Annotated in this window: 16 protein-coding genes; 9 read left to right on the top strand and 7 right to left on the bottom strand. The window is 57.4% G+C overall.

What is annotated here, in order from left to right:
• Positions 1-8 precede the first annotated feature (8 nt).
• The 3 genes from mdtC to WFK59_RS08755 are packed head-to-tail and all read right to left on the bottom strand — an operon-like array spanning position 9 to position 7440.
• Positions 9-3083, bottom strand: a complete 3075-nt coding sequence (gene mdtC / locus WFK59_RS08765; RefSeq protein ID WP_233987620.1) for a multidrug efflux RND transporter permease subunit MdtC — start codon at positions 3081-3083, stop codon at positions 9-11.
• A complete protein-coding gene (locus WFK59_RS08760; RefSeq protein ID WP_336755612.1) occupies positions 3080-6202 on the bottom strand; it encodes an MdtB/MuxB family multidrug efflux RND transporter permease subunit in 3123 nt (1040 codons plus the stop codon). The genes mdtC and WFK59_RS08760 overlap by 4 nt, the downstream gene beginning before the upstream one ends.
• Complete coding sequence (locus WFK59_RS08755; protein WP_233987622.1) at positions 6202-7440, bottom strand: MdtA/MuxA family multidrug efflux RND transporter periplasmic adaptor subunit; 1239 nt, start codon at positions 7438-7440, stop codon at positions 6202-6204. The genes WFK59_RS08760 and WFK59_RS08755 overlap by 1 nt, the downstream gene beginning before the upstream one ends.
• Positions 7441-7680: 240 nt before the next feature.
• On the opposite strand from WFK59_RS08755, the gene WFK59_RS08750 reads away from it, so the two are divergent.
• The 3 genes from WFK59_RS08750 to WFK59_RS08740 all read left to right on the top strand — a co-directional run bounded on the left by WFK59_RS08750 (position 7681) and on the right by WFK59_RS08740 (position 10772).
• Positions 7681-8640: an aldo/keto reductase gene (locus WFK59_RS08750; RefSeq protein WP_233987623.1), complete on the top strand. Its 960-nt coding sequence runs from the start codon at positions 7681-7683 to the stop codon at positions 8638-8640.
• A 210-nt stretch (positions 8641-8850) separates the two neighbouring features.
• Positions 8851-10194: a carbohydrate porin gene (locus tag WFK59_RS08745; RefSeq protein ID WP_233988149.1), complete on the top strand. Its 1344-nt coding sequence runs from the start codon at positions 8851-8853 to the stop codon at positions 10192-10194.
• 323 nt (positions 10195-10517) lie between these two features.
• On the top strand, positions 10518-10772 hold the full coding sequence (locus WFK59_RS08740) for a hypothetical protein (protein WP_336755611.1): 255 nt from the start codon (positions 10518-10520) through the stop codon (positions 10770-10772).
• On the opposite strand, the gene yegD is transcribed toward WFK59_RS08740, so the two are convergent.
• The 3 genes from yegD to WFK59_RS08725 all read right to left on the bottom strand — a co-directional run bounded on the left by yegD (position 10769) and on the right by WFK59_RS08725 (position 16301).
• A complete protein-coding gene (gene yegD / locus WFK59_RS08735; RefSeq protein WP_233987624.1) occupies positions 10769-12121 on the bottom strand; it encodes a molecular chaperone in 1353 nt (450 codons plus the stop codon). The two genes, WFK59_RS08740 and yegD, sit on opposite strands and share 4 nt — an antisense overlap.
• Before the next feature lie 75 nt (positions 12122-12196).
• Positions 12197-15532, bottom strand: a complete 3336-nt coding sequence (locus WFK59_RS08730; protein ID WP_336755794.1) for a diguanylate cyclase — start codon at positions 15530-15532, stop codon at positions 12197-12199.
• A gap of 154 nt (positions 15533-15686) precedes the next feature.
• Entirely contained in the window at positions 15687-16301 is a 615-nt protein-coding gene (locus WFK59_RS08725; protein WP_233987625.1) for a phosphatase PAP2 family protein, read from the bottom strand.
• Positions 16302-16578: 277 nt separating this feature from the next.
• Here WFK59_RS08725 and udk point away from each other — a divergent pair, with 277 nt between their 5' ends.
• The 3 genes from udk to asmA all read left to right on the top strand — a co-directional run bounded on the left by udk (position 16579) and on the right by asmA (position 19724).
• Positions 16579-17220 carry a uridine kinase gene (gene udk / locus WFK59_RS08720; protein WP_031375322.1) on the top strand — a complete coding sequence of 214 codons (642 nt, stop codon included), beginning with the start codon at positions 16579-16581 and terminating at the stop codon, positions 17218-17220.
• An 83-nt stretch (positions 17221-17303) separates the two neighbouring features.
• Positions 17304-17885: a dCTP deaminase gene (dcd, locus tag WFK59_RS08715; protein ID WP_031375323.1), complete on the top strand. Its 582-nt coding sequence runs from the start codon at positions 17304-17306 to the stop codon at positions 17883-17885.
• A 15-nt stretch (positions 17886-17900) separates the two neighbouring features.
• Positions 17901-19724 carry an outer membrane assembly protein AsmA gene (asmA, locus tag WFK59_RS08710; RefSeq protein WP_336755610.1) on the top strand — a complete coding sequence of 608 codons (1824 nt, stop codon included), beginning with the start codon at positions 17901-17903 and terminating at the stop codon, positions 19722-19724.
• A gap of 13 nt (positions 19725-19737) precedes the next feature.
• On the opposite strand, the gene WFK59_RS08705 is transcribed toward asmA, so the two are convergent.
• Positions 19738-21309, bottom strand: a complete 1572-nt coding sequence (locus WFK59_RS08705; RefSeq protein ID WP_336755609.1) for a TerC family protein — start codon at positions 21307-21309, stop codon at positions 19738-19740.
• A gap of 799 nt (positions 21310-22108) precedes the next feature.
• Between WFK59_RS08705 and wbaP the strand changes: the two genes are divergently transcribed.
• From wbaP to WFK59_RS08690, 3 genes are all read left to right on the top strand, one after another.
• Positions 22109-23542 (top strand): undecaprenyl-phosphate galactose phosphotransferase WbaP, encoded by a 1434-nt coding sequence (gene wbaP, locus WFK59_RS08700; protein WP_233987628.1) that lies wholly within the window; start codon positions 22109-22111, stop codon positions 23540-23542.
• Positions 23543-23832: 290 nt separating this feature from the next.
• Positions 23833-24972: a polysaccharide export protein gene (locus WFK59_RS08695; protein WP_031375327.1), complete on the top strand. Its 1140-nt coding sequence runs from the start codon at positions 23833-23835 to the stop codon at positions 24970-24972.
• Positions 24973-24981: 9 nt separating this feature from the next.
• Positions 24982-25416 carry an arsenate reductase/protein-tyrosine-phosphatase family protein gene (locus WFK59_RS08690; RefSeq protein WP_233987629.1) on the top strand — a complete coding sequence of 145 codons (435 nt, stop codon included), beginning with the start codon at positions 24982-24984 and terminating at the stop codon, positions 25414-25416.
• Positions 25417-25418 lie beyond the last annotated feature (2 nt).

Below are 25418 nucleotides of genomic sequence, written 5' to 3'. Positions count from 1 at the left end.
ACACCCTGTTATTGCTGCTGCGCTGTGACCTGCGGATGTTTTTTACGCCGCAATTTATCCATCATCAAATAGACCACCGGCGTGGTGTAGAGCGTCAGCAACTGGCTCATCACCAGGCCACCGGCAATGGTAATGCCGAGCGGCTGGCGCAATTCCGCGCCGTCACCGCTGGTCAGCACCAGCGGCAGCGCGCCAAACAGCGCCGCCAGCGTGGTCATCAGAATCGGCCGGAAGCGCAGCAGACAGGCCTGAAAAATCGCTTCGTGCGCGCTGAGCTGGCCGTTGCGCTGTGCCTCAAGAGCGAAATCTACCATCATGATAGCGTTCTTTTTCACGATGCCGATCAGCAGCAAAATCCCGATTAGCGCAATCAGGCTGAACGGGGTATCGAACAGTTCCAGCGCCAGCAGCGCGCCGACACCAGCCGATGGCAGCGTCGACAGGATGGTCAGCGGATGAACATAGCTCTCATAGAGAATCCCCAGCACGATATAGACCGCGCCAATCGCCGCCAGCATCAGCCAGAGCTGGCTGCTCTGCGACTGCTGAAACACCTGAGCGGTACCGGCAAAGCTGCCGCGCACGCTGGAGGGGACGCCGAGTGCGGTCATGGTGCGATCGATCGCTTCAGACGCCTGCGACAGCGACACCCCTTCCGGCAGGTTAAACGAGATGGTCGACGCCGCCGAAAGCCCTTCATGGTTAACCGACAGCGGGGCGTTGGCTGGCTGCCACTTTGCAAACCACGACAGCGGAATCGCCTTGCCTTCGCTGTTGATAACAAACATCTGCGACAGAGCGCTGATGTCCTGGGTGTAGCGCGGATCGACTTCCATTACCACTTTGTACTGATTCAGCGGCTGATAGATGGTGGAGATCTGACGCTGACCAAAAGCGTTGTTCAGCAGGGCGTTAGCGTCAGAGACGCTGATGCCAAGCCGTGCCATGCTTTCACGATCGTAGCTCAGGTCCATCTCACTGCCTTTATCCTGCTGATCGGAGTTGACGTCAGCCAGCTGCGGCAGGGCGGCGAACGCCTGACGGATTTTGGGCTCCCAGGTTCGCAGATCATTGAGATCGTCCGACAGCAGCGAATACTGATAGCTGGCATTCGACTCGCGTCCGCCGACGCGCAGATCCTGCACGGCATTCAGGTAGAGGTTAGCGCCGGGCTCCTTCGCCAGTTTGATCCGCAGGCGGGCGATCACCTCCTGTGCGCTCTCTTTACGCTCGGAGAGCGGTTTCAGCGAGATAAACATCGAGCCGCTGTTGGTACGCATCCCGCCGGTAAAGCCGACCACGCTTTCGACCGCCGGATCGGCACCGACGATCTCCATGAAATCCTGCAGCTTGCTGCGCATCGCCTGGAACGAAATGCTCTGATCTGCCGAGATAAAGCCGGAGAGCCGGCCGGTATCCTGTTCGGGCATAAAGGTTTTCGGGATGCTGATAAACAGCCAGACGGTCAGGCCGATGGTGGCTAAAAACAGCAGCAACACCCAGCGGGCATGGTTCAGCACCACGCGCAGCGATCGGCCATAGCCCTGCTGGATCGCCAGCAGCAGCCGGCCTGAGCCATGCCGCCGTGGCTGGCTGCCCGGCACCGTGGGTTTCAGCAGATACGCACACATCATCGGCGTCAGGGTGACCGAGATAAACAGCGAAATCACGATCGCGACCGACAGGGTGATAGCAAACTCGGCGAAGAAGCGGCCAATCAGCCCGCCAATCATCAGCAGCGGCAGGAAGACCGCAATCAGCGACAGACTCATCGACAGCACGGTGAAGCCGACTTCCCGCACCCCTTTCAGCGCCGCGGCCAGCGGTTTCATTCCCGCCTCGACGTGGCGGGCAATGTTCTCCAGCACCACAATCGCGTCATCCACCACAAAGCCGGTGGCGATGGTCAGCGCCATCAGCGACAGATTATTCAGGCTGAAGCCGCACAGGTACATCGCGGCGAAGGTGCCAATCAGCGAAACCGGCACCGCAACCGCCGGGATCAGCGTGGCGCGACCGGAACGCAAAAAGGCGAACACCACCAGGATCACCAGCGCGACGGCAATCACCAGCGACTGCTCCACTTCATGCAGTGAAGCGCGAATGGTTGGCGAGCGATCCTGCGCAATCTGCAGATCGATAGCGGCCGGGATCACCTCATGCAGCAGCGGCAGTTCGGCGCGAATGCGATCGACGGTATCGATGACGTTGGCTTCAGGGGTTTTGCGAATCAGCAGCAGCACCGCCGGTTTACCGCGCGACATCCCGGCGTTGCGCACGTCCTGAACCGAGTCCTCAACCGTGGCAACGTCCGACAGCCTGACCGCCGCGCCGTTGTTGTAGTGCACGATCAGCGGCTGATACTCACTGGCGGTCTGCAGCGCGTCATTGGTACGCAGCTGCCAGCGCTGCTGCGAATCATCCAGTGCGCCCTGCGGCCGCCGCTGGTTGGCATTGCTGATGGCGGTGCGCACCGCATCCAGCGACACGCCCTGATTAAACAGCGCCTGCGGATTCAGCGCCACACGCACCGCAGGCAGCGAACTGCCGCCCACCGTGACGTCGCCCACGCCCTCAATCTGTGACAGTTTCTGCGCCAGCTGGGTCGAGGCGTAGTCATACAGCTGACCCGGATTGTAACTATCCGAGGTCAGCGTCATGATCATGATCGGCGCATCCGAAGGGTTAACTTTGCGATAGGTCGGGCGCGACGGCATCCCGGTCGGCAGCAGGCTCTGCGCGGCATTAATCGCCGCCTGCACATCACGCGCTGCGCCATTGATGTCGCGATCGAAATCGAACACCAGGATAATGCGGGTACTGCCCAGCGAGCTGGTAGAGGTCATTTCACTGACCCCGGCGATGCGGCCCAGCGAACGCTCCAGCGGCGTGGCGACCGACGAGGCCATGATCTCCGGCGCGGCACCGGGCAGGGAAGCCGAGATGACGATGACCGGGAAATCGACCTGCGGCAGCGGGGCGACCGGCAGCAGGCGAAAGCCCAGGATCCCGGCCAGCGCAATCGCCAGCGTCAGCAGAGTGGTGGCGACCGGCCGATGGATAAACAGCGCAAAGAACTTCACTCTGCGGCCTCCGTGCGGCCGAAGCGACGACGGGTTGCCAGCGCCAGTCGATCAAACAGCAGATAGATCACCGGCGTGGTAAACAGGGTCAGAACCTGACTGACAATCAGCCCGCCGACCATCGCAATCCCCAGCGGGTGACGCAGTTCCGCGCCGACGCCGGTACTCAGCATCAGCGGTAATGCGCCCAGCAGCGCGGCCAGAGTCGTCATCAGAATCGGCCGGAAACGCAGCAGACAGGCCTGATAGATGGCGTCGTAAGGCTGCATACCCTGTTCACGTTCGGCCGCCAGCGCGAAGTCGATCATCATGATGGCATTCTTTTTCACGATACCGATCAGCAGAATGATGCCGATGATCGCCACAATATCCAGCTCGTTGCCGCTGAGCATCAGCGCCAGCAGCGCGCCGACGCCAGCGGTCGGCAGCGTCGACAGGATAGTGATCGGATGGATAAAGCTCTCATACAGCACCCCGAGCACGATGTACATCGCCACGATGGCCGCCACAATCAGCCAGACGGTGCTGCTCAGCGCGGCTTCAAACGCCAGCGTGCTGCCCTGGAACTGGGTCATCATATCGGCCGGCATACCGAGCTGCGCTTCCGCCTGCGACACCGCTTTAACCGCATCCTCCAGCGAATAGCCGTCAGCCACGTTGAACGAGAAGGTGGCCGACGGGAACTGGTCGAGATGGTTAATGCTGAGTGGGGTATGGCGCTGCTCAATCCGGGCGATGGTGCTCAGCGGCACGCTGCCGCCGTCGCTGCTGGCCAGACGAATGCCGTCCAGACTTTGCAGGCCGGGCGTGGCGCGGTTGTCCTGCTCCAGCACCACGCGATACTGGTTGGCCTGGGTATAAATGGTGGAGATCAGTCGCTGACCAAAGGCGTTATACAGCGCGTTATCCACGTCAGCCATACTGATGCCGAGCCGGCTGGCGCTGGCGCGATCAACATTGATATAGGCTTCCAGCCCCTGATCCTGCCAGTCGCTGCTGACGTCCCGCAGCTGCGGCAGGGTGTTGAGCTCGGCCAGCAGCGCCGGCACCCAGGTAGAGAGCGACGCCAGCGAGCCCGACTGCAGCGTAAACTGATAGGGCGTGCGGCTCGCCTGGGTATCGATGGTGAGATCCTGCACCGCCTGCAGCCATAACTGCACGCCCGGAATCTGGCTTACCTGCTGCTGCAGCCGTTGCTGAATCACCGGAATACGATCTTCACGCTGGTCGAGCGGCTTGAGGTTAATTTGCAGGCGAGCGCTGTTCAGCGCGGCGTTGGTGCCGTCGACGCCGACAAACGAGGTCATGCTCTGGACCGCCGGATCTTTCATGATCATCGAGGCGACGTCGCGGGTACGCTCGGCCATGCTGGCGTAGGAGACCGACTGCGGCGCCTGCAGCGTGCCCTGAATAATGCTGTTGTCCTGCTGCGGGAAGAAGCCTTTCGGGATCATCATCCACAGCAGCAGCGTCAGCACCAGCGTGCCGAGCGCTACCGATAGCGTCAGCCACGGATGGCTGAGCACCCGGCGTAAACCACGGCCATAGACGGCGATAATGCGATCAAACATCGCTTCACTGGCGCGCGAGAAACGGTTCTGTTTACGCAGCGACTCGGCGCTCAGCATCCGGGCACACATCATTGGCGTCAGGGTCAGTGAAACCACCGCTGAAATCAGAATCGCCACCGCCAGCGTCACGGCAAATTCGCGGAACAGACGTCCGATTACATCGCCCATAAACAGCAGCGGGATTAATACCGCAATCAGCGAGAAGGTCAGAGAGATGATGGTAAAACCGATTTCGCCTGCGCCTTTCAGCGCCGCGGTCAGCGGTTTTTCCCCTTTTTCGATATAGCGGGAGATGTTCTCGATCACCACAATCGCGTCATCGACCACAAAGCCGGTGGCGATGGTCAGTGCCATCAGCGTCAGGTTGTTGATCGAGAAGCCGAGAAAATACATCGCCGCAAAGGTGCCGATCAGCGACAGCGGTACCGCCACCGCCGGGATCAGCGTGGCAGGCACATTGCGCAGAAACAGATAGATGATCATCACCACCAGCGCCATCGCCAGCATCAGCTCATACTGGGTATCGTTCACCGACGCGCGAATATTAGTGGTGCGATCGGTCAGCAGTTTAACGGAGACCGATTTTGGCAGCGCCGCCGTCAGCGCTGGCAGCATGGCGCGGATGTTATCGGCGGTGGCAATAATATTGGCACCCGGCTGACGCTGCACGTTGAGCACAATGGCGGCGTCGCGGTTGGCCCACGCACCCAGCCAGCTATTCTCCGCACCCTGCTCAATAGTGGCGACGTCACCCAGCCGCACCGGTGCGCCATTGTTGTAGCTGATGATCAGCTGACGGTAATCTTCTGCCGATTTCATCTGATCGTTGGCCGACAGGGTAATCGAGCGCGTTGGCCCATCCAGACTGCCTTTGGCCGAATTGACGTTAGCGTTACTGATGGCGGTGCGCACCGTCTCGCTGGTCAGGCCCAGCGCCGCCAGCGCCTGGGCATTCATTTTGACCCGCACTGCGGGCCGCTGACCGCCGGACAAGGTCACCAGACCCACACCGCTGACCTGAGAAATTTTCTGTGCCACCCGGGTTTCCACCATGTCCTGTACCTGGGTCAGCGGCATACTGCTGGTGGTAACGGCCAGCGTCATGATCGGCGGATCGGCCGGGTTCACTTTGCTGTAGACCGGCGGGTTAGGCAGATCGTTAGGCAGCAGGTTGGTGGCGGAGTTGATCGCCGCCTGCACTTCCTGTTCCGCCACGTCGAGCGGCAGGCTGAGCTGGAACTGCAGCGTTACCACCGATGCACCGCCTGAACTCTGCGATGCCATCTGCTTCAGGCCCGACATCTGGCCGAACTGACGCTCCAGCGGTGCGGTAATCGACGAGGTGACGACATCCGGGCTGGCGCCGGGATAGAGCGTGACCACCTGAATCGTCGGGTAATCGACTTCCGGCAGCGCTGAGACCGGCAGAAAGCGGTACCCCAGCACGCCCGCCAGCAGAATGGCAATCATCAACAGCGTGGTGGCGACCGGACGCAGAATAAACTGGCGTGACGGTCCACCGCTGTGATCGGGAGGCATCACCTGCATTACTCACGCTCTCCTTTCGACGGCAGGGTCGCACGGCTGCTGCGCGGGGCGGTACTTTGCGGCGCGACAATCTCCACGGTTGCCCCTTCGGTCAGGCGATCGAGGCCGTCAGTCACCACCCGCTCACCGGCTTCCAGACCGGCGCTGATCACCACTTTCTGGCTATCCTGCAGGCCAGCCATTACGCTTTTCTTACTGACTTTATTGTCACTGTTAACCACCCAGACGAAGTGGCCTTCATTGCCCATCTGCAGCGCAGCGGCCGGGATCACTATCGCATCCTGCAGCGTATTGACCTTCAGCCGGACGTTTACGAACTGATTCGGGAACAGCGCGTCGTCCTGGTTATCGAACCGCGCTTTGATTTTGATGGTGCCGGTGGTGACATCAATCTGGTTGTCGAGGCTCAGCAGCTTACCGCTGGCAATCAGCGTCTGATTACTGCGATCCCAGGCTTCGACCTGCAGCGTTTCGCCGTTTTTCTGCGCCTTGAGAATCTGGCTGATGTTATTTTCGGCCAGCGTGAAGACCACGTCGATGGGATGCGTCTGGGTGATCACCACAATGCCAGTGGTATCGCCGCTGGTGACGTAGTTGCCGACATCAACCTGCTTCAGGCCGACCCGACCAGCAATGGGCGCGGTGATGCGGCTGTAGGTCAGATTAAGCTGGGCGCTGGCGACGCTGCCTTCATCGGCCTTCAGGGTGCCGAGGGTTTCGCTCACCAGCGAGCGCTGAGTGTCCAGCTCCTGTTGTGACACCAGCGAACTTTTCGCCAGTTTCTCGAAACGCGCCAGGTCGCGCCGGGCATTCGCCAGCGTGGCCTGATCTTTTGCCAGCTGCCCCTGCGCCTGGGTTAATGCGACCTGATACGGGCGCGGATCGACTTCCGCCAGCAATTCCCCGGCTTTGACCTGCTGACCTTCGGTAAAGTGAATCGCCACCAGATCGCCATTCACCCGGCTACGTACCGTGGCGGTATTGGCCGCGGTCACGGTGCCTAATCCGCTCAGATATTGCGGCACGCTCTGGCGAGTGGCGCTGGCCGCCTGGACCGGGGCCAGCGGACGGCGCGCGCCCTCAGCGCCACTTTTGCCGCGGGGTGCCTGACCTTTTGTCTGGCTATCGCTTTGCGGTTTAGCAGCGTGTTGCTGCCAGCCGTAATAACCGCCCACGGCGGCGATAATCACCACCAGCACAATCAGGCTCTTTTTCATAACAGGATGTCGGGTGCTCATTATTTTTCATGCTCTCCAGCAGTGACGTAGTCCCAGGCGCAGGCAGCAAACGGTGAGCCTGCAAACGACAGATTGTAGTCGCCTCTGACGGGCAAAAGTTGAAGGAAATAAGGATATCTGTCCGGGCGGGGTCATTATGCCTGTTCTGACATTAATCTCACCTCAATCGTCATAAAGGCGTTAATACGCTTTGCTATGCTCAGTAACAGACCGTTTCGATACACCACTAAGGAGCAGATAATGAGTCAGAATGAGACCCGACAGTTGGGCGACAGTGGCATTTCGGTACCGCGACTGACGTTTGGCGGCAACGTGTTTGGCTGGACCGTGGATCGGCCCACCTCGTTTTCGCTGCTGGACGCGCTGGTGGAAAAAGGGCTGTGGTTTATCGATACCGCCGATGTTTACTCACGCTGGGCGCCGGGAAATAAAGGCGGCGAATCAGAAACCCTTATCGGCGAATGGCTGAAGAAAAGCGGCAAGCGCGACAGTATCGTCCTGGCGACCAAGGTCGGGATGGAGCTTTCGCCGGAGAAAACCGGGCTGAAACCGCAATATATTCGTCAGGCGGTCGAAGACTCACTGCGGCGGTTGCAGACCGATTATATCGATCTCTACCAGGCGCACCGCGACGATCAGGACACGCCGCTGGCCGAAACCCTGAGCGCCTTTGACAGCCTGATCAAAGAGGGCAAAGTGCGGGCCATCGGGGCGTCTAACTACAGCGCGGCGCGATTGCAGCAGGCACTGGAGATCAGCGAGGCGGAAGGGCTGGCGCGTTATGAAACCCTGCAGCCGGAATACAACCTCTACGATCGTCAGCCCTACGAGTCAGAACTGGAGCCGGTGGTCACGCATCATGGTCTGGGAGTGATTAACTACTACTCGCTCGCCAGCGGCTTCCTGAGCGGCAAATACCGCCAGCCAGCGGATGCCAGCAAAAGTCAGCGCGGCCAGGGCGTAGTGGAAAAATATCTCAACCCGCGTGGCCTGAAGATCCTGGCGGCGCTGGATGCGATCAGCGAAGCGCATCAGGTTTCTCCGACCCAGGTGGCACTGGCCTGGCAGATTGCCCGTCCCAGCATCACCGCACCGATTGTCAGCGCCACCTCGCTGGCCCAGCTCGACGATCTGGTCGGGGCGACCCGGCTGACCCTGACGCCGGAACAGATTGAACAACTGTCACAGGCCAGTCGCTGACAGAACGGGGCCGCTGCGCCCCGTTTCGCCTTACTCTTCTTACGCTTCGCCTCTTCTGTCGAAAGAGTAACCACACTGCGATCCAGCTCACACTTGCACGAATAAACTGCCCGGTTGACGAATCGTGCGCACGTATTTACAAAAATTGAACTTTCCTCAGCACTATTCTCTGCGGGTCATTCCCCCGTAACTCACATAAGAATAAGCATGATGAAAAACAAACAAGCAGAACAGCGTTTTCCGCTGCGCCGTGTGGCAACCGGCACCCTGATTCTGGCGATGTTAACCGGCCAGGCGATGGCCGCTGACGCGCTGAGTCCTGATTCAGAGTGGATGTTTGGTGACTGGGGCGGTTACCGAACGCAGCTGCAGAACGATGGCATTAAATTTGACGTCAATTACACCATGGAAAGCGCCGCCAACCTGGGCGGCGGTGCCGATACCAATACCACCATGCGTTACAGCGATCAGTGGTCCTTCGGCACCAATTTCGATCTGGAAAAACTGCTGGACTGGCAGGATGCGGAATTTCAGATGACCATCACCAACCGTGACGGGCAGAACCTGTCGGAGCAGGTGGCGGACAAGCGCACCGGAATGCTCTCGTCGGTGCAGGAGGTCTATGGTCGCGGTCAGACCTGGCGTCTGACTCAGTTCTGGTTGCGCAAAGGACTGTTTAACGATGTGGTCGATCTGAAAGCGGGTCGGGTCACGGTTGGTGAAGACTTTGATAACTTCGACGGCAACCTGTTCCAGAACCTGGCGCTGGGCAGCGGCCAGGCCGGTAACTGGCGTGGCGATCGCTGGTTTAACTGGCCGGTTTCTCAGTGGGGCGGCCGAATCAAATTCAATATCACCCCTGAAGTTTTCTTCCAGGTGGGATTCTATAACCAGAACCGGGCAAACTACGATCGCGGCGATGGCTTCCGTCTCGATACCAGCAATTCTGAAGGTAATCTGGTACCGGTCGAACTGGGCTGGAAACCGACGCTCGGCGCGCAAAAACTGCCGGGTAACTACCGCATCGGGTATTACTACTCGTCAGCCAATGGCGATGTCTATGGCAGCTGGCGCAACGGTGCCTATCAGGACCAGGATCACGCCTACGGCGGTTACCTGCTGTTACAGCAACAGCTGACGGCGCAGGATGGCGATGTGAATCGCGGTCTTGGCGTGCGGGTTCAGGCGGTGATGAACGATCACAAAACCTCAAAAACCGACAACTATCAGTCGATCGCCTTTACCTGGAAAGGGCCGTTTGATGCGCGTCCTGACGATGAGATTGGCGTTGGTGCGGCACGCATTCACGTCAACAGCGACTACACCCGTTCGCTGCGTCAGCAGAATGAGGCCAACGGCGAAAGCCGTTTTGACAGCCCGACCTATCTGCCGATTCAGGATGGCTCAGAATATAACTACGAGGTCTATTACAACGCGAAAGTGACCAACTGGATGTCACTGCGCCCGAACCTGCAATATGTGGTGGCGCCTGGCGCGGTCAGCGAAGTAAAAGATGCGTTTATCGGCGGCATCAGCGCCAATATCGCGTTCTGATCCTGAGTTAAAACGGCACAGGGAAGTGCCGTTGAAATTGCTCCCTGAGCGTGCTCGTCGTTATCCGCAAATAAAACGGCATTCACGGGTGTAGCTCGTCAGTTAAGCAGCAGGTGATAACGCAGTCTGGTGCCGCTCAGGGGCTGGCGGTCCTCGCGCCGCTGCGTGGTACCTTCACTTCATTCCTCTGCCTGACGGACCGCCGGGGATGGCACATCCTGTGCCGCCCCGCCTTTCGCCCGCGTCCAGCGGGCTCTCCTGGCTAATGTTCAGCGCTGCGGATTGCCTGCCCCTGATCGGCCCCGGCCTGCTCTGAAACTTCAGTGCGTGTTGTTAAAAAGGGCACGGTGGTGAAGGCCGATCCGCGAACGGTTCGTCGGCACGACGTCAAAGCCGAAGGAACCGCGCAGCGGCGCGAGGACTGCCCGGCAGCAGCAGAGGTGCTCTGGCCCGCACGCCTGCACGCCTGCTTACAAAAAAAGCTGCCACGTCTGACCGTGACAGCCTTTGCACATTTAACCTTAACTGATCGGCATGACACTCACAGGTGCCGTTTTTTTATTGCAGATCAAGGTTAACGGAACATCACTTCCGCCCAGCGGGCCAGTCCTGCGGTTACCGAGGCGAAATCATCGCCGCCGGCAATCGGGGTATCAGGCAGCGCCTGCTGCAGTGCTGCACGCAGCAGCGGCGAGCGCGCACTGCCGCCGGTCAGGTAGACCACATCTGGCTTGATCTGGCTGGTGGCTCGCGCCAGCTGAACCTGCTCAAGAATTTTCTCCAGCGGCTGATTAATGGCCTCCTGCAACAGGTTGACGCTGATATCCGCCTGCAGCGTCGCCGCGACAAAGTCGAGGGATGCCGCGTGCTGCGCGCTATCCGACAGGGCGATTTTGCTCTCTTCAGCCGCCCGAACCAGCCGATAACTCAGTTTCTGCTGCCACACTTTCAGCAGGCGCGCCACCACGTCACTCTGCTCGGCGTCGCGCACCAGATCGCGCAGCAACTTACCGCAGGCGGCGCTGTAAAACTCGCTCTGCGCAGGAACATCGTTAATCGCCACCGCATTCCACCACGGCAGGGCGGGCAGGGCGATGCCTTTCTGAGTATTGCCGCCGAGGCCGAGTAGCGGCATCAGAGTTTTAAACGCCAGCATAATATCGAGATCGTTACCGCCAACGCGGCAACCGCTGTGGCCCAGCAGGCTTTCGCGGCGATCGGCTTTATCACGCCACTGCGGGCCCATCAGTAACATCGAACAGTCGGTGGTTCCGCCGCCGATATCGACCACCAGCACCCGGGTTTCCTGCTGCAGGGTGGCTTCAAAATCGAGACCGGCCGCTACCGGCTCAAACTGAAACTCCACGTCGCGGAAGCCGGCCCGCTGCGCGGCACGCAGTAAAATGCCCTGCGCCTGCTGGTTGGCCTCTTCACTGCCTAAGCCCTGGAAGTTAATCGGACGGCCAATCACCGCCTGATCGATCGGCTGATCGAGCTGGCTTTCGCCCTGCTGACGGATGTGCAGCATCATGGCGCAGACCAGATCTTCAAACAGGGCGATCTGCTGCGGCTTCAGGCCGCTGGCACCGAGAAAGGATTTAGGGGATTTTACGAACCAGACATCTTCCGGATCGACCATGTAGTGCTGCAGGGCGGTCAGGCCGAACTGCACGCTGTTGGGCAGCACGTCGATATCTTCTTCGCGGTTGAAACGCAGCGCGCGCTGCAGCAGGGCGGTGGTTTCACTGTCGGGCGTGGGCACCTGATGATGGCGATAGAGCCATTCGCTGACGGACTCACGGGTCGGCGCACAGATCATCGACGGCAGCAGGCGCTGGCCGTTTTCCAGCGTTAACAGACGCGGCGCGCCATTTTCACTGACGGCTATCGAACAGTTAGCCGTGCCGTAATCGAATCCTATGAACATTTTCGCCCCCATGCCGGAAAAAAGGGGGCGACTTTAACGCAGCTTTAACAGGGTAGCAAGCGCTCAGCGGCGGATTTAACGGATGGCAAAAAAGCGCGCTTCAGCCAGTACGCTCAGCGGCTGACGTTCGGCCACCGCACTGCCCCAGACGCCGTCGACGTCCAGGCTGGCCAGCGCGGTCAGCACCGCCGGCACCGACACCGGACCGGCCAGCAGGGCGATATTGCGCTGCGATGCCTGACCCTGAATGATGGTCAGCAGCATCTCATCCATCAGATTATTGTGTACATTGGTCACCAGTTCCGGCGCCAGCACCAGACAATCGACCAGTTCATCGCTGAGCTGATTAAAGGCTTCAAGATTACGCCCGAACTGCTGTAATACGATGCGGCAGCCGCACTGACGCAGTTGCAGCAGGGCGCTGTGCAGCTGATCGCCCTGACTTAACACGCTGGCGGTCTGAAAGGCGAAGCCACAGCGGCTGTCGGTCAGGCCCGCTGCGTCAAAGCGGCGACAAAGCTGCCGGACAAAATCCGCATCGCTGAGTGCCTGAGCATTCAGCGGTAGGATCACCGGGATGCCTTTTTCATTCAGCCCCTGCACGTCATGCTGGAAAAAAGCATTGAGAATTTTATTGTCCAGCTGCTGCCGCAGCGCCTCATCGGGCAGGTTATTGCGCAGCAGGGTTTCATCCACCAGCAGGCCATCGGGCGTCAACAGCTGTACGTCGAGAAGCCAGAGAAAGGCGGACTGTGGCGTTTTCGGCGGGGCAACCGCCCAGGCGGGCAGTTCAATCTGCAAGGAGTCGATCATCGCGGCATCCAGTCCCTGATGATTACCCGCCAGCGGCATCCGGTGCTGCTCATAGATCATGTAACGGCCACGTCCACTGCGCTTGGCGTTATAACAGGCGATATCCGCCTGCGACAGCACATCACTGCTCTGGCAGTTGTCGGGCGAAATCTGGGTGACACCGGCGCTGGCACCAACATGATAGAGCCGCCCCAGCCACTGAAAACGGTAATCGTTGACCGTGGCCACGATGCGCTGAATCACCTCGTGCGCCTGCTCAACCTGACAGTCAGGCATCAGCAAGGCAAACTCATCGCCACCCAGCCGCGCCAGGAAGTCACTGCTGCGCAGATGATGCTGCATCAGGTCTGACAGTTCGCGTAACAGCGCATCGCCCGCGGCGTGACCGGCGCTGTCGTTGACCGCTTTAAACTTATCAAGATCGATAAACACCAGCACATGCTGATGCTGATGTTCCGCCGCGTCGTACAGCAGACGTTTTAGCTGGTGCTCAAAGCTGGCGCGGTTAGGCAAACCGGTCAGGGTGTCGTGCAGCGCACTGTAGCTCAGCCGCTTCATCAGTTTGCGCGACTCGCTGACATCCTGAATCACCATTACCGCGCCCTGTTCCAGCCCGGCTTCTGAACGCAGCGGAGTGATGCTGTAATGAATGTCGATATGGCCGCCATCCGGGGTATGCAGCACCAGATCCTCGGCCAGATCGGGCGTAATCTTTTCGCGTGGCAACTGACACAGCAGCAGGTTTTCCACTTCCGGCCCGTTGCGGCCCTGAGTAATGTGCAGCAGTTCGCTGAGCGGTTTACCCGCCGCCTGTTCCTGCGTCCAGCCGCTCATCTTTTCCGCCACCGGATTCATAAAGGAGACCTGCATCGCCTGATTGGTGCTGATAACGGCCTCACCGATGGAGCCAAGCGTGATCGCCATGCGCTCTTTCTCCTGAAACAGCGCCTCGTTCAGATTGCGTAACGGAGTGATGTCCTGGCAAATACCGAGCATCCGCTCAATTCGTCCCTCTTTACTGAGGATGCGGTTAGCCTGAGTGCGTATCCAGCGCTGACCGTCAGCGTTAACCACGCGGTACTCCATATGGAAAGCGCTGCGCAGTTCGATCGCCTGCTGTACCGTCAGGGCGGCATGTTCCCGATCGCCGGGATGCAGCAGATGCACCCACAAATCGTAACTGGGCGACTCATGAGACGCCAGGCCAAACAGCGCATACATCCGTTTGTCCCATAACATCTCGCCGGTCAGCAGGTTCCATTCCCACACGCCGATTCCGCCCGCCTCATTGGCCAGCGTGATCCGCTCCATCAGCCGCCGGTTAACCTGTTCACTCTGTTTCAGCTCGGAGATATCGATGATCTGGGCAATCAGGTAGAGCGGCACATTGTCAGTATCACGGACCAGCGACACCGTCAGCCGGGTCCAGACAATCTCACCGTCTTTGCGGAAGTAACGTTTTTCCATCGTGTAGGTGTAGATCTCGCCGCTGAGCAGTTTACTTAGCTGCTGCAGATCGTTGCTGAGATCATCAGGATGGGTGATCTGCTGAAAGGTGAGTCGTCTCAGTTCCTCTTCCGGATAGCCCAGCGTCTGGCAGAGCGAATGGTTGACCTGCAGCCAGCTGCCTTGCGGCGACACCAGGGCCATGCCGATCGCCGAGTACTCCATTGCGTGACGAAAACGGGTTTCGCTCTCGCTGATGTGATTTTTCTCACGGCGAAACGCATCCATCACCAGCGACATGATATGGCTGGGGATCAGCACCAGCAGGAACGGCAGCCAGCTGGAGACCGGTCCCAGCGCACTGTTATTGTTCACCACGCTGACCAGGCTAAGCGCCAGCAGCATTGACATAAAACTGGCATTGATGAAGAACAGCACAAAAGCCTGCAGCTTAGGCAAGCGGACGGCGCACCAGAACAGGATCACCACAATAAAGGTGAAGGGCCACGGCAGAAAGCGCAGAGCCAGATAACTGGCAATCAGCGTGACCGCCAGCGTCAGGAAAAATTCGGTCAGGCGCTGATCGCCTATCTGGCTGCGGCGTAGCGGCCACGGCAGCAGCAGCAACATCGGGCCCAGCACCAGCATCCCGATGATTTCGGAGATCACCCAGGTATAAAAGAAGGGGAACGAGGCGTGACCACTGACCTGCAGTACCCATAGCGCCATCAGCCCACCGAGCACCGGGGTTAACACGCCCACCGACAGCACCAGCCGCGCCCAGTCATGCAGCGAACTGAGCGGTGCGCGCCGATCGAGTAATGCCCGCAGCAGGATACCGCCGAGGCCCGCCTGCAACAGGTTGAGCAGGGCGAATTTAATATTCGACAGCGCCGGTCCGATGATTAAAGCGTTGGCACAGGCGGTACCGATGACACAGGTGGTCAGATAGAGCGGAAGCTGACGCGACGGACAGCGGAAAACCACCACCGTCATCACGGCGGTCGGAAACCATAGCGGCGAAATTTTACCGCTGACCACGATCAGTTCGAGGCAGAATAGCGTCAGAAAAAACACCAGGCAGCCGAGCAGAAGTGCGGGCAAAGCGTGCTTTTGCGGTCGGTTGTGCAGGGTGGGGATCTCAATGGTCATGCAGACGTCCGGCAGGGCGCACGCATTCGCAACGGCGAAATATGCACCAGTCATTCTCTTTCAGCATGCTAGCACATTCAGCAAAGAAAAAAGGGGCGAAATCAAAGTTGCCCGTTATTCGACGAATTGACGGGCATAGAAAGTTAGCCTTTGATTACTGGCGGAAAAGATCGGCGCGGGTATAGGGCTTTTCCATGCCGGCCAGGCTGGCGGAGAAACGTTCGAGGAACTGCTGGGTTGTCGCGACCCGACCATGACCTAACAGCACAAATGGCACTAACAGTGCGGCACCCACCTGAGGCCAGCTGAACCCTTTGAGGGCGGTACGCCGCTGGGAAATCAGGAACGCCGTACTCAGGGTAAAGCCGAGCAGCAGGCCGGTCGCCACTTCACTTTTCGAGTGCGCATGGATCACCAGACGAGAGAAGCCCACCATCAGCGGGATCATATAGCCGACGCCAATGGCGAAGCCGCGCCATAAGGCGGACCAGCGGCCTGAAATCAGCCACAGCATCACCGGCCAGAGCGTCGCAGACATCGCGCTGTGACCGCTGAAGCCGGTAAAATTAAAGCGCGCACTGCCAATACCAAAGCCGAGAAACAGAATTTTTGACAGGCTCACCAGCAGTCCGGCAAGGCCAAAGGCGACAACCCAGTAGAGCACCGTACGGCGGTTATCGCTTTTCCACGGCAAAATCAGCGCAATAATTACCGCTGTTGGAATCAACAGCATGCTGTCGCCAAAATAGGTCAAGGTCTTCCAGAGCATACAACTCCTGATAGGATCGTTCGTTCGCGCCGGGCAGCCACGCGTTCAGCGCACCGCACCGGCGAATTTATCTGTATTACAGTCTGACCTTAGTTTATCGGTGAAATGAGTGGCGTCCAAAGGAGAAAGTCTGAAAAGTCACGGACGCCATTTCTCTGGCATCAAAACGCCGAAATCCCTATACTTAGCGCGAACACACCCTCTCCATTTCGGCCCGTCATCTGGATGCGTAATGCGTGACCAGTGGCAGGCTCCAGTTATCAGGTCTTAAAAAAGTATGACTGACAAGTCTCATCAGTGCGTGATTGTAGGCATTGCCGGCGCTTCCGCATCCGGTAAAAGTTTAATTGCCAGCACGCTCTATCGTGAAATCCGTGATCAGGTAGGTGACGAGCATATCGGGGTTATCCCGGAAGATGCTTATTACAAAGATCAAAGTCACCTCACCATGGAAGAGAGGGTTAAAACCAATTATGACCATCCGAGTGCGATGGATCATGATTTGCTGTTACAGCATTTACAGGCGGTCAAAGCCGGTCAGGACATTGAGCTGCCGGTCTACAGTTATGTAGAACACACCCGCACCGCAGAAACGCTGCACCTGAAGCCAAAAAAGGTGATTATCCTTGAAGGCATTCTGCTGCTGACCGACGCGCGCCTGCGCCAGGAACTGAATTTTTCGATTTTCGTCGATACGCCGCTCGATATCTGCCTGATGCGCCGCATGAAGCGTGACGTCAATGAGCGTGGCCGTTCGATGGACTCGGTGATGAGCCAGTATCAGAAAACGGTTCGCCCGATGTTCCTGCAGTTCATTGAGCCGTCAAAACAGTACGCCGATATCATTGTGCCGCGCGGCGGGAAAAACCGTATTGCCATCGATATCCTGAAAGCCAAAATTAATCAGTTCTTTGAATAATTCACATCTGTCCGGATAGGACGCGAACCGGCGGCACGCAGTCTGGCGCCTGTTCGCTACACTTACGTCATGGAGTTAGCGCAATGAGATTATGCGACCGCGATATTGAAGCCTGGCTGGATAATGGCAAGCTGGCCATTGAGCCGCGTCCGCCGGTTGAGCGGATTAATGGCGCCACGGTCGATGTGCGGCTGGGCAACCAGTTCCGCACCTTTAGCGGCCATACCGCAGCTTATATCGATCTGAGTGGACCGAAACATGAAGTCAGCGCGGCGCTGGATCGGGTGATGAGCGATGAAATCGTGCTGCCGGATGGTGAAGCCTTTTTCCTGCATCCCGGTGAACTGGCGCTGGCGGTGACGCTGGAGTCAGTGACGCTGCCGGACGATCTGGTCGGCTGGCTGGATGGCCGCTCCTCCCTGGCGCGACTCGGGCTGATGGTGCACGTAACGGCGCACCGCATCGATCCTGGCTGGCAGGGACGCATCGTGCTGGAGTTCTATAACTCCGGTAAACTGCCGCTGGCTCTGCGCCCTGGCATGTTAATCGGCGCGCTGAGCTTCGAGCCGCTTTCCGGCCCGGCTGCCCGTCCTTATAATCGGCGTGAAGATGCAAAATATCGTGGTCAGCAGGGTGCTGACGCCAGCCGTATTGATAAAGACTGATTTACTGAGGATGTAATGAAGAGAGTGATAACCACGCTGGCCATCCTGTTAGTGGTGGTCGTAGCGGGAATGACCGCACTGGTGCTGCTGGTAAATCCCAACGACTTTCGTGCCTATATGGTGCAACAGGTTGAACAACGCAGTGGTTATCAGCTTCAGGTCAGCGGCGATCTGCGCTGGCACGTCTGGCCGCAGCTGAGCATTCTCGCGGGCCGCATGAGCCTGACCGCGCCCGGAGCCAGCCAGCCGATGGTGACGGCTGACAATATGCGGCTGGATGTCGATCTCTGGCCGTTGCTGTCGCATCAGCTTAGCGTCAGCCAGGTGATGCTGAAAAATGCTGTAGTGCGGGTCACGCCCGACAGCGCGGCGCAACCGGCAAAAAACGCCCCTCAGGGACCGCGTGATGCGGAGCCTTCTTCGCCTGCAACCGGCTGGTCATTTGATATCGGCCAGCTGCGGGTGGCCGACAGTCTGCTGATCTGGCAACAGCCGGGTGGCGACGAATATAACTTCCGCAACTTCAATCTTAATCTGGAGCAGGATGCGCGTAAGCAGGCGCAGCTGACGCTCAGCACCAGCCTGACGCGCAATCAGCGCACCGCCGTGGTCAGCCTCAATGCTCAGCTGGATGCCGCGCAATATCCGCATCGCCTCTCGGGCCAGATCGCGCAGCTCGATTACAACGTATCCGGCGCTGATCTGCCGGCGCAGGGAATAAAAGGCACGCTGAGCCTGCAGGCGGACTGGAACGCCGACAGCCAGCAGTTCGCCCTGAACCATCTGCAGTTAACCGCCAATGACAGCGCGATGACCGGTCAGGCCGAGGGCCGGCTGGCACTGCCGCAGCGGCTGGCGCTTACGCTCAATGCCAGCACCCTGAATCTGGATAATTTACTGGCCGACTCTCCGGTTGCGGCTGCGCCAGGCGCGCAGCGGGCAACGGTGGCTCGCTCGCCGGTGATTGCCCAGCCGCGTGAGAAAAGTAACGCCGATTCCCCGCTCAATACTCTTGATCTGGCATTAAAGGTGCAGGCTGAGAATGCGGTCTGGCGCGGACTGCCGCTGACCGGCCTGACGATCGACGCCACTAACCAGGGCGGATTAATGACGATTAACACCCTGAAAGGCAATCTGGGTCAGGGGAGTTTTTCGATTCCGGGCAGCATCGATATCCGCCAGCCGCTGACCCACGTCAGCCTGCAACCTCAGCTCAATGCGATTGCTATTCAGCCATTGCTGAAAGCCTTTGAACTGCCGGAAAGTCTGCAGGGCGCAGTGAGTCTGAGCGGTAATCTGGCCGGTGACACGCTGAGCGTGGATGAGGCGAAGCGCAGCTGGCAGGGCAGGGCGGTAATCAGCGCCACGCAACTGCAGCTGGCGCAGATCAATCTGCAACAGATGGTGCGTCGGGCAGTGGCGCGGGTGAGCAATCGTGTCACCAGCGACGACCAGCCGGATCAGGGCATCGATCAGATCAGCGGTCAGGTGGCACTGAACCGCGGCGTGCTCAGCTTCAGCCAGCTCAGCGGTAACGGTCAGCAGCTGGCGCTGCAGGGTGACGGTAAAGTGAATATGGTCGAGCAGCAGCTCGACGTGACGCTGGGACTGAAAATCAGCGGCTGGCAAGGCGACGAGGAGCTGGTGGCGGCGCTTGCCGATCAGGCGATCCCGCTACGGATGTATGGCAGCTGGAACGATCTGCAATATTCATTACCGGTGGATGCGGTGTTGCGGGAACGGCTGCAGAATGAGGCGAAATCACGGTTAGATAAGTGGATCGATCGTCAGCAGGATAGCGACAATAAACAGAATATGCAGAAACTGCTGCGCCCGTAACGGGCGCAGCGGGTTACACCTCGTAATCGATCGCCGGTTGTTGCAGGATCTCAACTTTCTGCACCCGGTGATTTTCTACCTGCAGCGTCCGCAACAGATAATCACCCATCTGCACCTCTTCACCCTCCTGCGGAATATGCTGCAACCGATCCATCAGTAATCCCGCCAGCGTATGATAATCACGCTGCTCTTCCAGCGGCAATTTCACATACAGCGCCAGGTCATCCAGCGGCATATGGCCGTTAGCGATCCAGTGCCGCTCGCCCTTGATCTGAATATCGTAACGGGCATCAATCTCGCCCGCTTCATTCGGCAGGTTACCGGCGATGGTTTCCATCACATCGCTGAGAGTCACTACGCCCTCAACCGACCCAAACTCATCGACTACAAAGGCAAAATGGGTATGGGCCTGGCGAAACTGTTCCAGCGCCTGCAACAGCGTTAAACGTTCAGGGAATACCAGCGGCTGGCGAATCAGCGCCCGCAAATCCAGCGAATGACGATGCAGCGACTGGTGCAGCAGGTCGATAACGTGCACCACGCCGAGCGGCTCGCTGGAATGCTCGGTGATCAGAATACGGGTATGCTGGTTGCGGTCGAGCCGCGCCATGATCTCCGCCGGGTCCTCACTGAGATCGATATGCTCGACGTCATGCCGCGAGGTCATAATGCTGTTAACGTGGCGCTGGCCCAGTCCCAGCACGCGGGCAATCATCACCCGTTCCTGGCGGTTAAACAGCATATTGGCGTTACTGTCGGCAATCAGCGAGGAGGTTTTCGCATCCAGTTCTGCCGGTTCCGCTTCTCCGCGCAGCAGGCGCAGCACCGCCTCGGCGGTACGCTGACGTAACGGCCGGCCAGCCGACAACACCCGCCGGCGATTATACTGCGCCAGCTGGTTCAGCGCCTCAATCAGCACCGAGAAGCCGATCGCCGCATAGAGGTAGCCTTTAGGAATCGCGAAGCCAAAGCCTTCCGCCACCAGGCTGAAGCCAATCATCAATAAAAAACTCAGGCAGAGGATCACGATGGTCGGATGGCTGTTCACAAAGCGGGTCAGGGGCTTGCTGGCCAGCAGCATCAGCAGAATGGCAATGGTGACTGCAATCATCATTACCGGCAGATCATTGACCATTCCGACCGCAGTAATCACCGCATCCAGCGAGAAAATCGCGTCCAGCACCACGATTTGTGCGACCACTGGCCAGAATTTAGCGCCGCCTTTTTGTTGACCGGCCTCATCATCGTGCCCTTCAAGGCGGCTATTCAGCTCGGTTGTGGCCTTAAAAAGCAGGAAAATCCCGCCTGACAGCAGCAACAGATCGCGCGCACTAAAGGCGTGACCCGCCAGTGTGACCCACGGTTGGGTCAGGGTAACCAGCCAGGAAAGCGAGGCCAGCAGTAATAAGCGGCACAGCAACGCCAGCAGCAGGCCAATCACCCTGGCCCGGTCGCGCAGTGCCGCAGGCAGCTTCTCAACCAGAATGGCGATGAACACCAGATTATCGATACCCAGCACCAGTTCCAGAACGATTAGCGTCACTAATCCTGCCCAAAGCGACGGGTCTGCAATTACCTCCAGCATGAGGGGTTCACCTGAATGTCCTTAATTGAGTTTTGTCTGATGATAGTGGAGTGTCTCGCTGGCTACAAATGCCGGTGCAGGTGGAAAATCGTCTTACCAGAGAAATTAACAGTAATTAATCTCTCTCTACATTCATGACCATTTGATTAAATCGGCAGAGAGTTTTGCATAAGAAGTGGCACAGAAGCATTGCTGAATGCGCGATATCTTGCTGCGCTGCTTATGCGATTTATCCTAATGGTGACATGGCATTAATCTGAATTATGAAAAAAGGATTGCACTTCGATTGCATGACGAGGAGGGCGCCATTACTAATGGCTGGTAGTCTTTTTCCTAAAATAGTACAGGGATGGCGGGGCCTACTTGTAAACAAGCCAGTAATAACTAGTATAGCAACGAGTTTGCAAAAGTCTGCGCCAAAGTCGTAATTCGCGTGACCAATCGACGTCAAATGTTATGAATTGTGATCTCGTCCGATAACTGCTGCATTAAGCGCCAATACGACGCCCCGTGCAGAGCAATATGAATGATGACAGCGGTATTGGCAGCGACAGCCAAGGGCGGTAGCGTGCCTGAATCGCGTTTATCGTTTATTAAATGACCGCTGTTACGGTCGATTAAAGTCAGAGTAATCTGTTGGAATTAATCACAATAATGCTGGATTTATGGTTAAGATCGTTGGCGTAAAGGCCGCAGGAGCTCCCCTCAGAAACGGCTCAGTCCTGAGAATTTATACCGCTCAATAAATATACAGGCGAGAGACGTGGCGGGTTTAAGGAAATAAAATAAAGAGTTAAATATGCGCGATACTGAATTTACGTTTAAAAGTCTTATCACCAAATTAATGCTGGCTTGCTCAGACTTAATTTGTTTCAACGCAGCGTTTTTTGTGGCGATGATGCTAATTAATATGCAGTCAGAATCGCCGCTGGCAGATATTTCTGAAAAAGAAATGAATTTAAAAATTGCCACTCACATTTGCCTGTCGGTAATTTGTATTGGCTGGTTCTGGGTAAGGCTGCGTCACTATACCTACCGCAAACCTTTCTGGTTCGAATTAAAAGAAATTTTTCGTACCATTCTTATTTTCTCAGTGATTGATCTGTCGATTACCGCATTGTCACAATGGCAGATGTCGCGGTTCGTCTGGTTACTGACCTGGGTGCTGGCGCTTATTTTCATTCCGACCTGTCGCGCGCTCTCTAAACGTGTGCTGAACCATTACGGTTTGTGGAAAAAGCAGACCATCATTATCGGCAGCAGCAAAAATGCCCACGAAGCCTGGCAGGCACTGCAGAGCGAAGAGGTGATGGGTTTTGACGTGATCGCCTTCTACGACGTCGATGGCACCTGTCCGCAGAGCATCCTCGATGGCGTGCCGGTACTGCGCGATGAGCAGGAGCTGTGGAGCCTGACCAGCAGCGAAACGCAGTTTATCGTGGCGGTGGAGTTCGAACAGAGTCAGTATCGTGATAAGTGGCTGAAATCACTGGCGATGCATAATTGCCGCTCCGTTTCAGTGATTCCTACATTGCGTGGCGTGCCGCTTTATGGCACTGATATGGCCTATATCTTCAGCCATGAAGTGATGATCCTGCGGGTACAGAACAATCTGGCAAAACGCACTTCGCGTTTCCTGAAGCGGGCATTTGATATCGTCGGTGCGCTGTCGATTATCCTGATGCTGATGCCGGCGCTGCTGGTGCTGGGCTTCCTGGTTGGCCGTGATGGCGGACCACCGATTTATGGCCATGAGCGTGTCGGCATGAATGGCCGTAAGTTCAAATGCCTGAAGTTCCGCTCAATGGTGATCAATTCCAAAGAGGTGCTGGAAGAAGTGCTGCGCACTGACCCGATTGCACGCGCCGAGTGGGATAAAGATTTCAAACTGAAAAATGATCCGCGTATCACCAAAGTGGGCCATTTTATCCGTAAAACCAGCCTTGATGAGCTGCCGCAACTGTGGAACGTGGTGCGCGGCGACATGAGCCTGGTCGGTCCCCGTCCCGTAATTGAAGATGAACTCTGTCGTTATGCCGGTGATGTTGATTATTACCTGATGGCAAAGCCAGGCATGACGGGATTGTGGCAGGTCAGCGGTCGTAATGATGTTGACTACGAAACCCGCGTCTATTTCGACTCGTGGTACGTGAAAAACTGGTCACTGTGGAATGACATCGCCATCCTGTTTAAGACAGTGGGTGTGGTGTTGAAGCGAGACGGTGCGTATTGATTGTGAGGCGATAAGAGCGTGTTAACCGCATGCTCTCGTGGTTCGGTGCCGTTGTCAGGCGTGTCGTTGTTAGCGGCCATCGTCAGGGAGAACGCAGATTGTCATTACCGAAGCGTAATGCTCTGCTACTGTTATTCCGCCCTGATAGATGGTTACTACTTATAACAATTGGAGCAAAGGATAATGAACGACAGGTTCAGTGCTTAATTAAGTTAGTTTTACTTTTTGTTGGACGCTTACACAGCGGCGTATTCGCCTCTATCAATCAATAACTGATAGCGAAGATCTAAATGATTACAATCAAAATGAAATTGATACCCTTGCTGGTATCCGCCACTTTTCTTAGCGGGTGTACGATCGAACCAGGTCAGCGCCTTTCCACATCGGGAAAAGATGTCATCGAGCAGCAGGACAGCAACTTTGACATCGACAAGTACGTCAACGTCTTTCCGTTAACCCCAACGCTGGTTGAGAAAATGCGTCCTAAGCCGCTGGTGGCTCAGGCGAATCCTTCTCTGCAGAACGAAATTCAGAACTATGAATACCGTATCGGCATTGGCGACGTCCTGACTGTCACCGTCTGGGATCACCCGGAGTTGACCACGCCAGCCGGTCAGTACCGTAGCGCCAGCGACACCGGTAACTGGGTACATTCCGATGGCACGATTTTCTACCCTTACATTGGTAAAGTCCGCGTAGCGGGCCGGACCGTGGGTGAAGTGCGTAACGAAATCGCCCGTCGCCTGGCACAGTACATCGAAAGCCCACAGGTTGATGTCAGCATCGCCTCGTTTAAATCGCAGAAGACCTACGTGACCGGTTCAGTGACCACCTCAGGTCAGCAGCCGATTACCAACGTGCCGCTGACGATTCTGGATGCCATCAACGCCGCAGGCGGCCTGGCAGCGGATGCGGACTGGCGCAACGTGGTGCTGACGCACAACGGTCGCGAACAGCGCGTGTCACTGCAGGCGCTGATGCAAAATGGCGACCTGAGTCAGAACCATCTGCTCTATCCGGGCGACATTCTGTACGTTCCGCGTAATGACGATCTGAAAGTGTTCGTGATGGGTGAAGTGAAGCAGCAGGCGACCCTGAAAATGGATCGCAGCGGCATGACGCTGGCGGAAGCACTGGGCAATGCGGCCGGGATGGATCAAACCACCTCTGACGCAACCGGTGTGTTCGTTATCCGTCCACTGCGCGGCACCGATCGCAACAAGATTGCCAACATCTATCAGTTGAACACCAAAGATGCGGCATCAATGGTCATGGGTACTGAATTCCAACTGGAACCGTACGACATCGTCTATGTCACCTCCACGCCGCTGACGCGCTGGAACCGTGTGATCTCGCAATTACTGCCAACCATTGCGGGTATCAACGATGTGAGCGAGAGCGCACTGCGTATCCGCAACTGGTCAAACTAAGGTTTCACCATGATTACGTCCGTGTTAGTCGTTTGCGTCGGCAATATCTGCCGCTCTCCGACCGGAGAGCGCCTGTTTAAACGCGCATTACCCAACACCCGTGTCAGTTCTGCTGGTCTGGGCGCCCTGGTGGGGCGTCCTGCCGATCAGACTGCCAGCGACGTAGCGGCCGCACATGGTCTGTCGCTGGAAGGGCATCAGGCTCAACAGCTGACGGCCGAAATGTGCCGCAACGTCGACCTGATCCTGGTGATGGAGAAGCGTCAGATTGAACAGGTGAACCGCATTGACCCGGCCGCGCGTGGCAAAACCATGCTGCTTGGGCACTGGCTCAATCAGAGAGAAATTGCGGATCCGTACAGAAAAAGCCGTGAGGCCTTTGAAGAGGTTTACGGGTTACTGGAAAACGCTACCCAGAAATGGGTCAACGTATTAAGCCGATAGTT

It is taken from the genome of Pantoea sp. USHLN298, from assembly GCF_037149395.1.
GTDB classification, from domain to species: domain Bacteria; phylum Pseudomonadota; class Gammaproteobacteria; order Enterobacterales; family Enterobacteriaceae; genus Pantoea; species Pantoea astica.
This window is presented reverse-complemented; position numbering and strand designations above follow the sequence as displayed.

What these genes read in the sequence shown, in the direction of transcription:
- WFK59_RS08760 (WP_336755612.1), bottom strand. Translation starts at nt 6,202, where the DNA reads ATGCAGGTGATGCCTCCCGATCACAGCGGTGGACCGTCACGCCAGTTT.
- WFK59_RS08755 (WP_233987622.1), bottom strand. Translation starts at nt 7,440, where the DNA reads ATGAGCACCCGACATCCTGTTATGAAAAAGAGCCTGATTGTGCTGGTG.
- WFK59_RS08750 (WP_233987623.1), top strand. Translation starts at nt 7,681, where the DNA reads ATGAGTCAGAATGAGACCCGACAGTTGGGCGACAGTGGCATTTCGGTA.
- WFK59_RS08745 (WP_233988149.1), top strand. Translation starts at nt 8,851, where the DNA reads ATGAAAAACAAACAAGCAGAACAGCGTTTTCCGCTGCGCCGTGTGGCA.
- yegD (WP_233987624.1), bottom strand. Translation starts at nt 12,121, where the DNA reads ATGTTCATAGGATTCGATTACGGCACGGCTAACTGTTCGATAGCCGTC.
- WFK59_RS08730 (WP_336755794.1), bottom strand. Translation starts at nt 15,532, where the DNA reads ATGACCATTGAGATCCCCACCCTGCACAACCGACCGCAAAAGCACGCT.
- WFK59_RS08725 (WP_233987625.1), bottom strand. Translation starts at nt 16,301, where the DNA reads ATGCTCTGGAAGACCTTGACCTATTTTGGCGACAGCATGCTGTTGATT.
- udk (WP_031375322.1), top strand. Translation starts at nt 16,579, where the DNA reads ATGACTGACAAGTCTCATCAGTGCGTGATTGTAGGCATTGCCGGCGCT.
- dcd (WP_031375323.1), top strand. Translation starts at nt 17,304, where the DNA reads ATGAGATTATGCGACCGCGATATTGAAGCCTGGCTGGATAATGGCAAG.
- asmA (WP_336755610.1), top strand. Translation starts at nt 17,901, where the DNA reads ATGAAGAGAGTGATAACCACGCTGGCCATCCTGTTAGTGGTGGTCGTA.
- WFK59_RS08705 (WP_336755609.1), bottom strand. Translation starts at nt 21,309, where the DNA reads ATGCTGGAGGTAATTGCAGACCCGTCGCTTTGGGCAGGATTAGTGACG.
- wbaP (WP_233987628.1), top strand. Translation starts at nt 22,109, where the DNA reads ATGCGCGATACTGAATTTACGTTTAAAAGTCTTATCACCAAATTAATG.
- WFK59_RS08695 (WP_031375327.1), top strand. Translation starts at nt 23,833, where the DNA reads ATGATTACAATCAAAATGAAATTGATACCCTTGCTGGTATCCGCCACT.
- WFK59_RS08690 (WP_233987629.1), top strand. Translation starts at nt 24,982, where the DNA reads ATGATTACGTCCGTGTTAGTCGTTTGCGTCGGCAATATCTGCCGCTCT.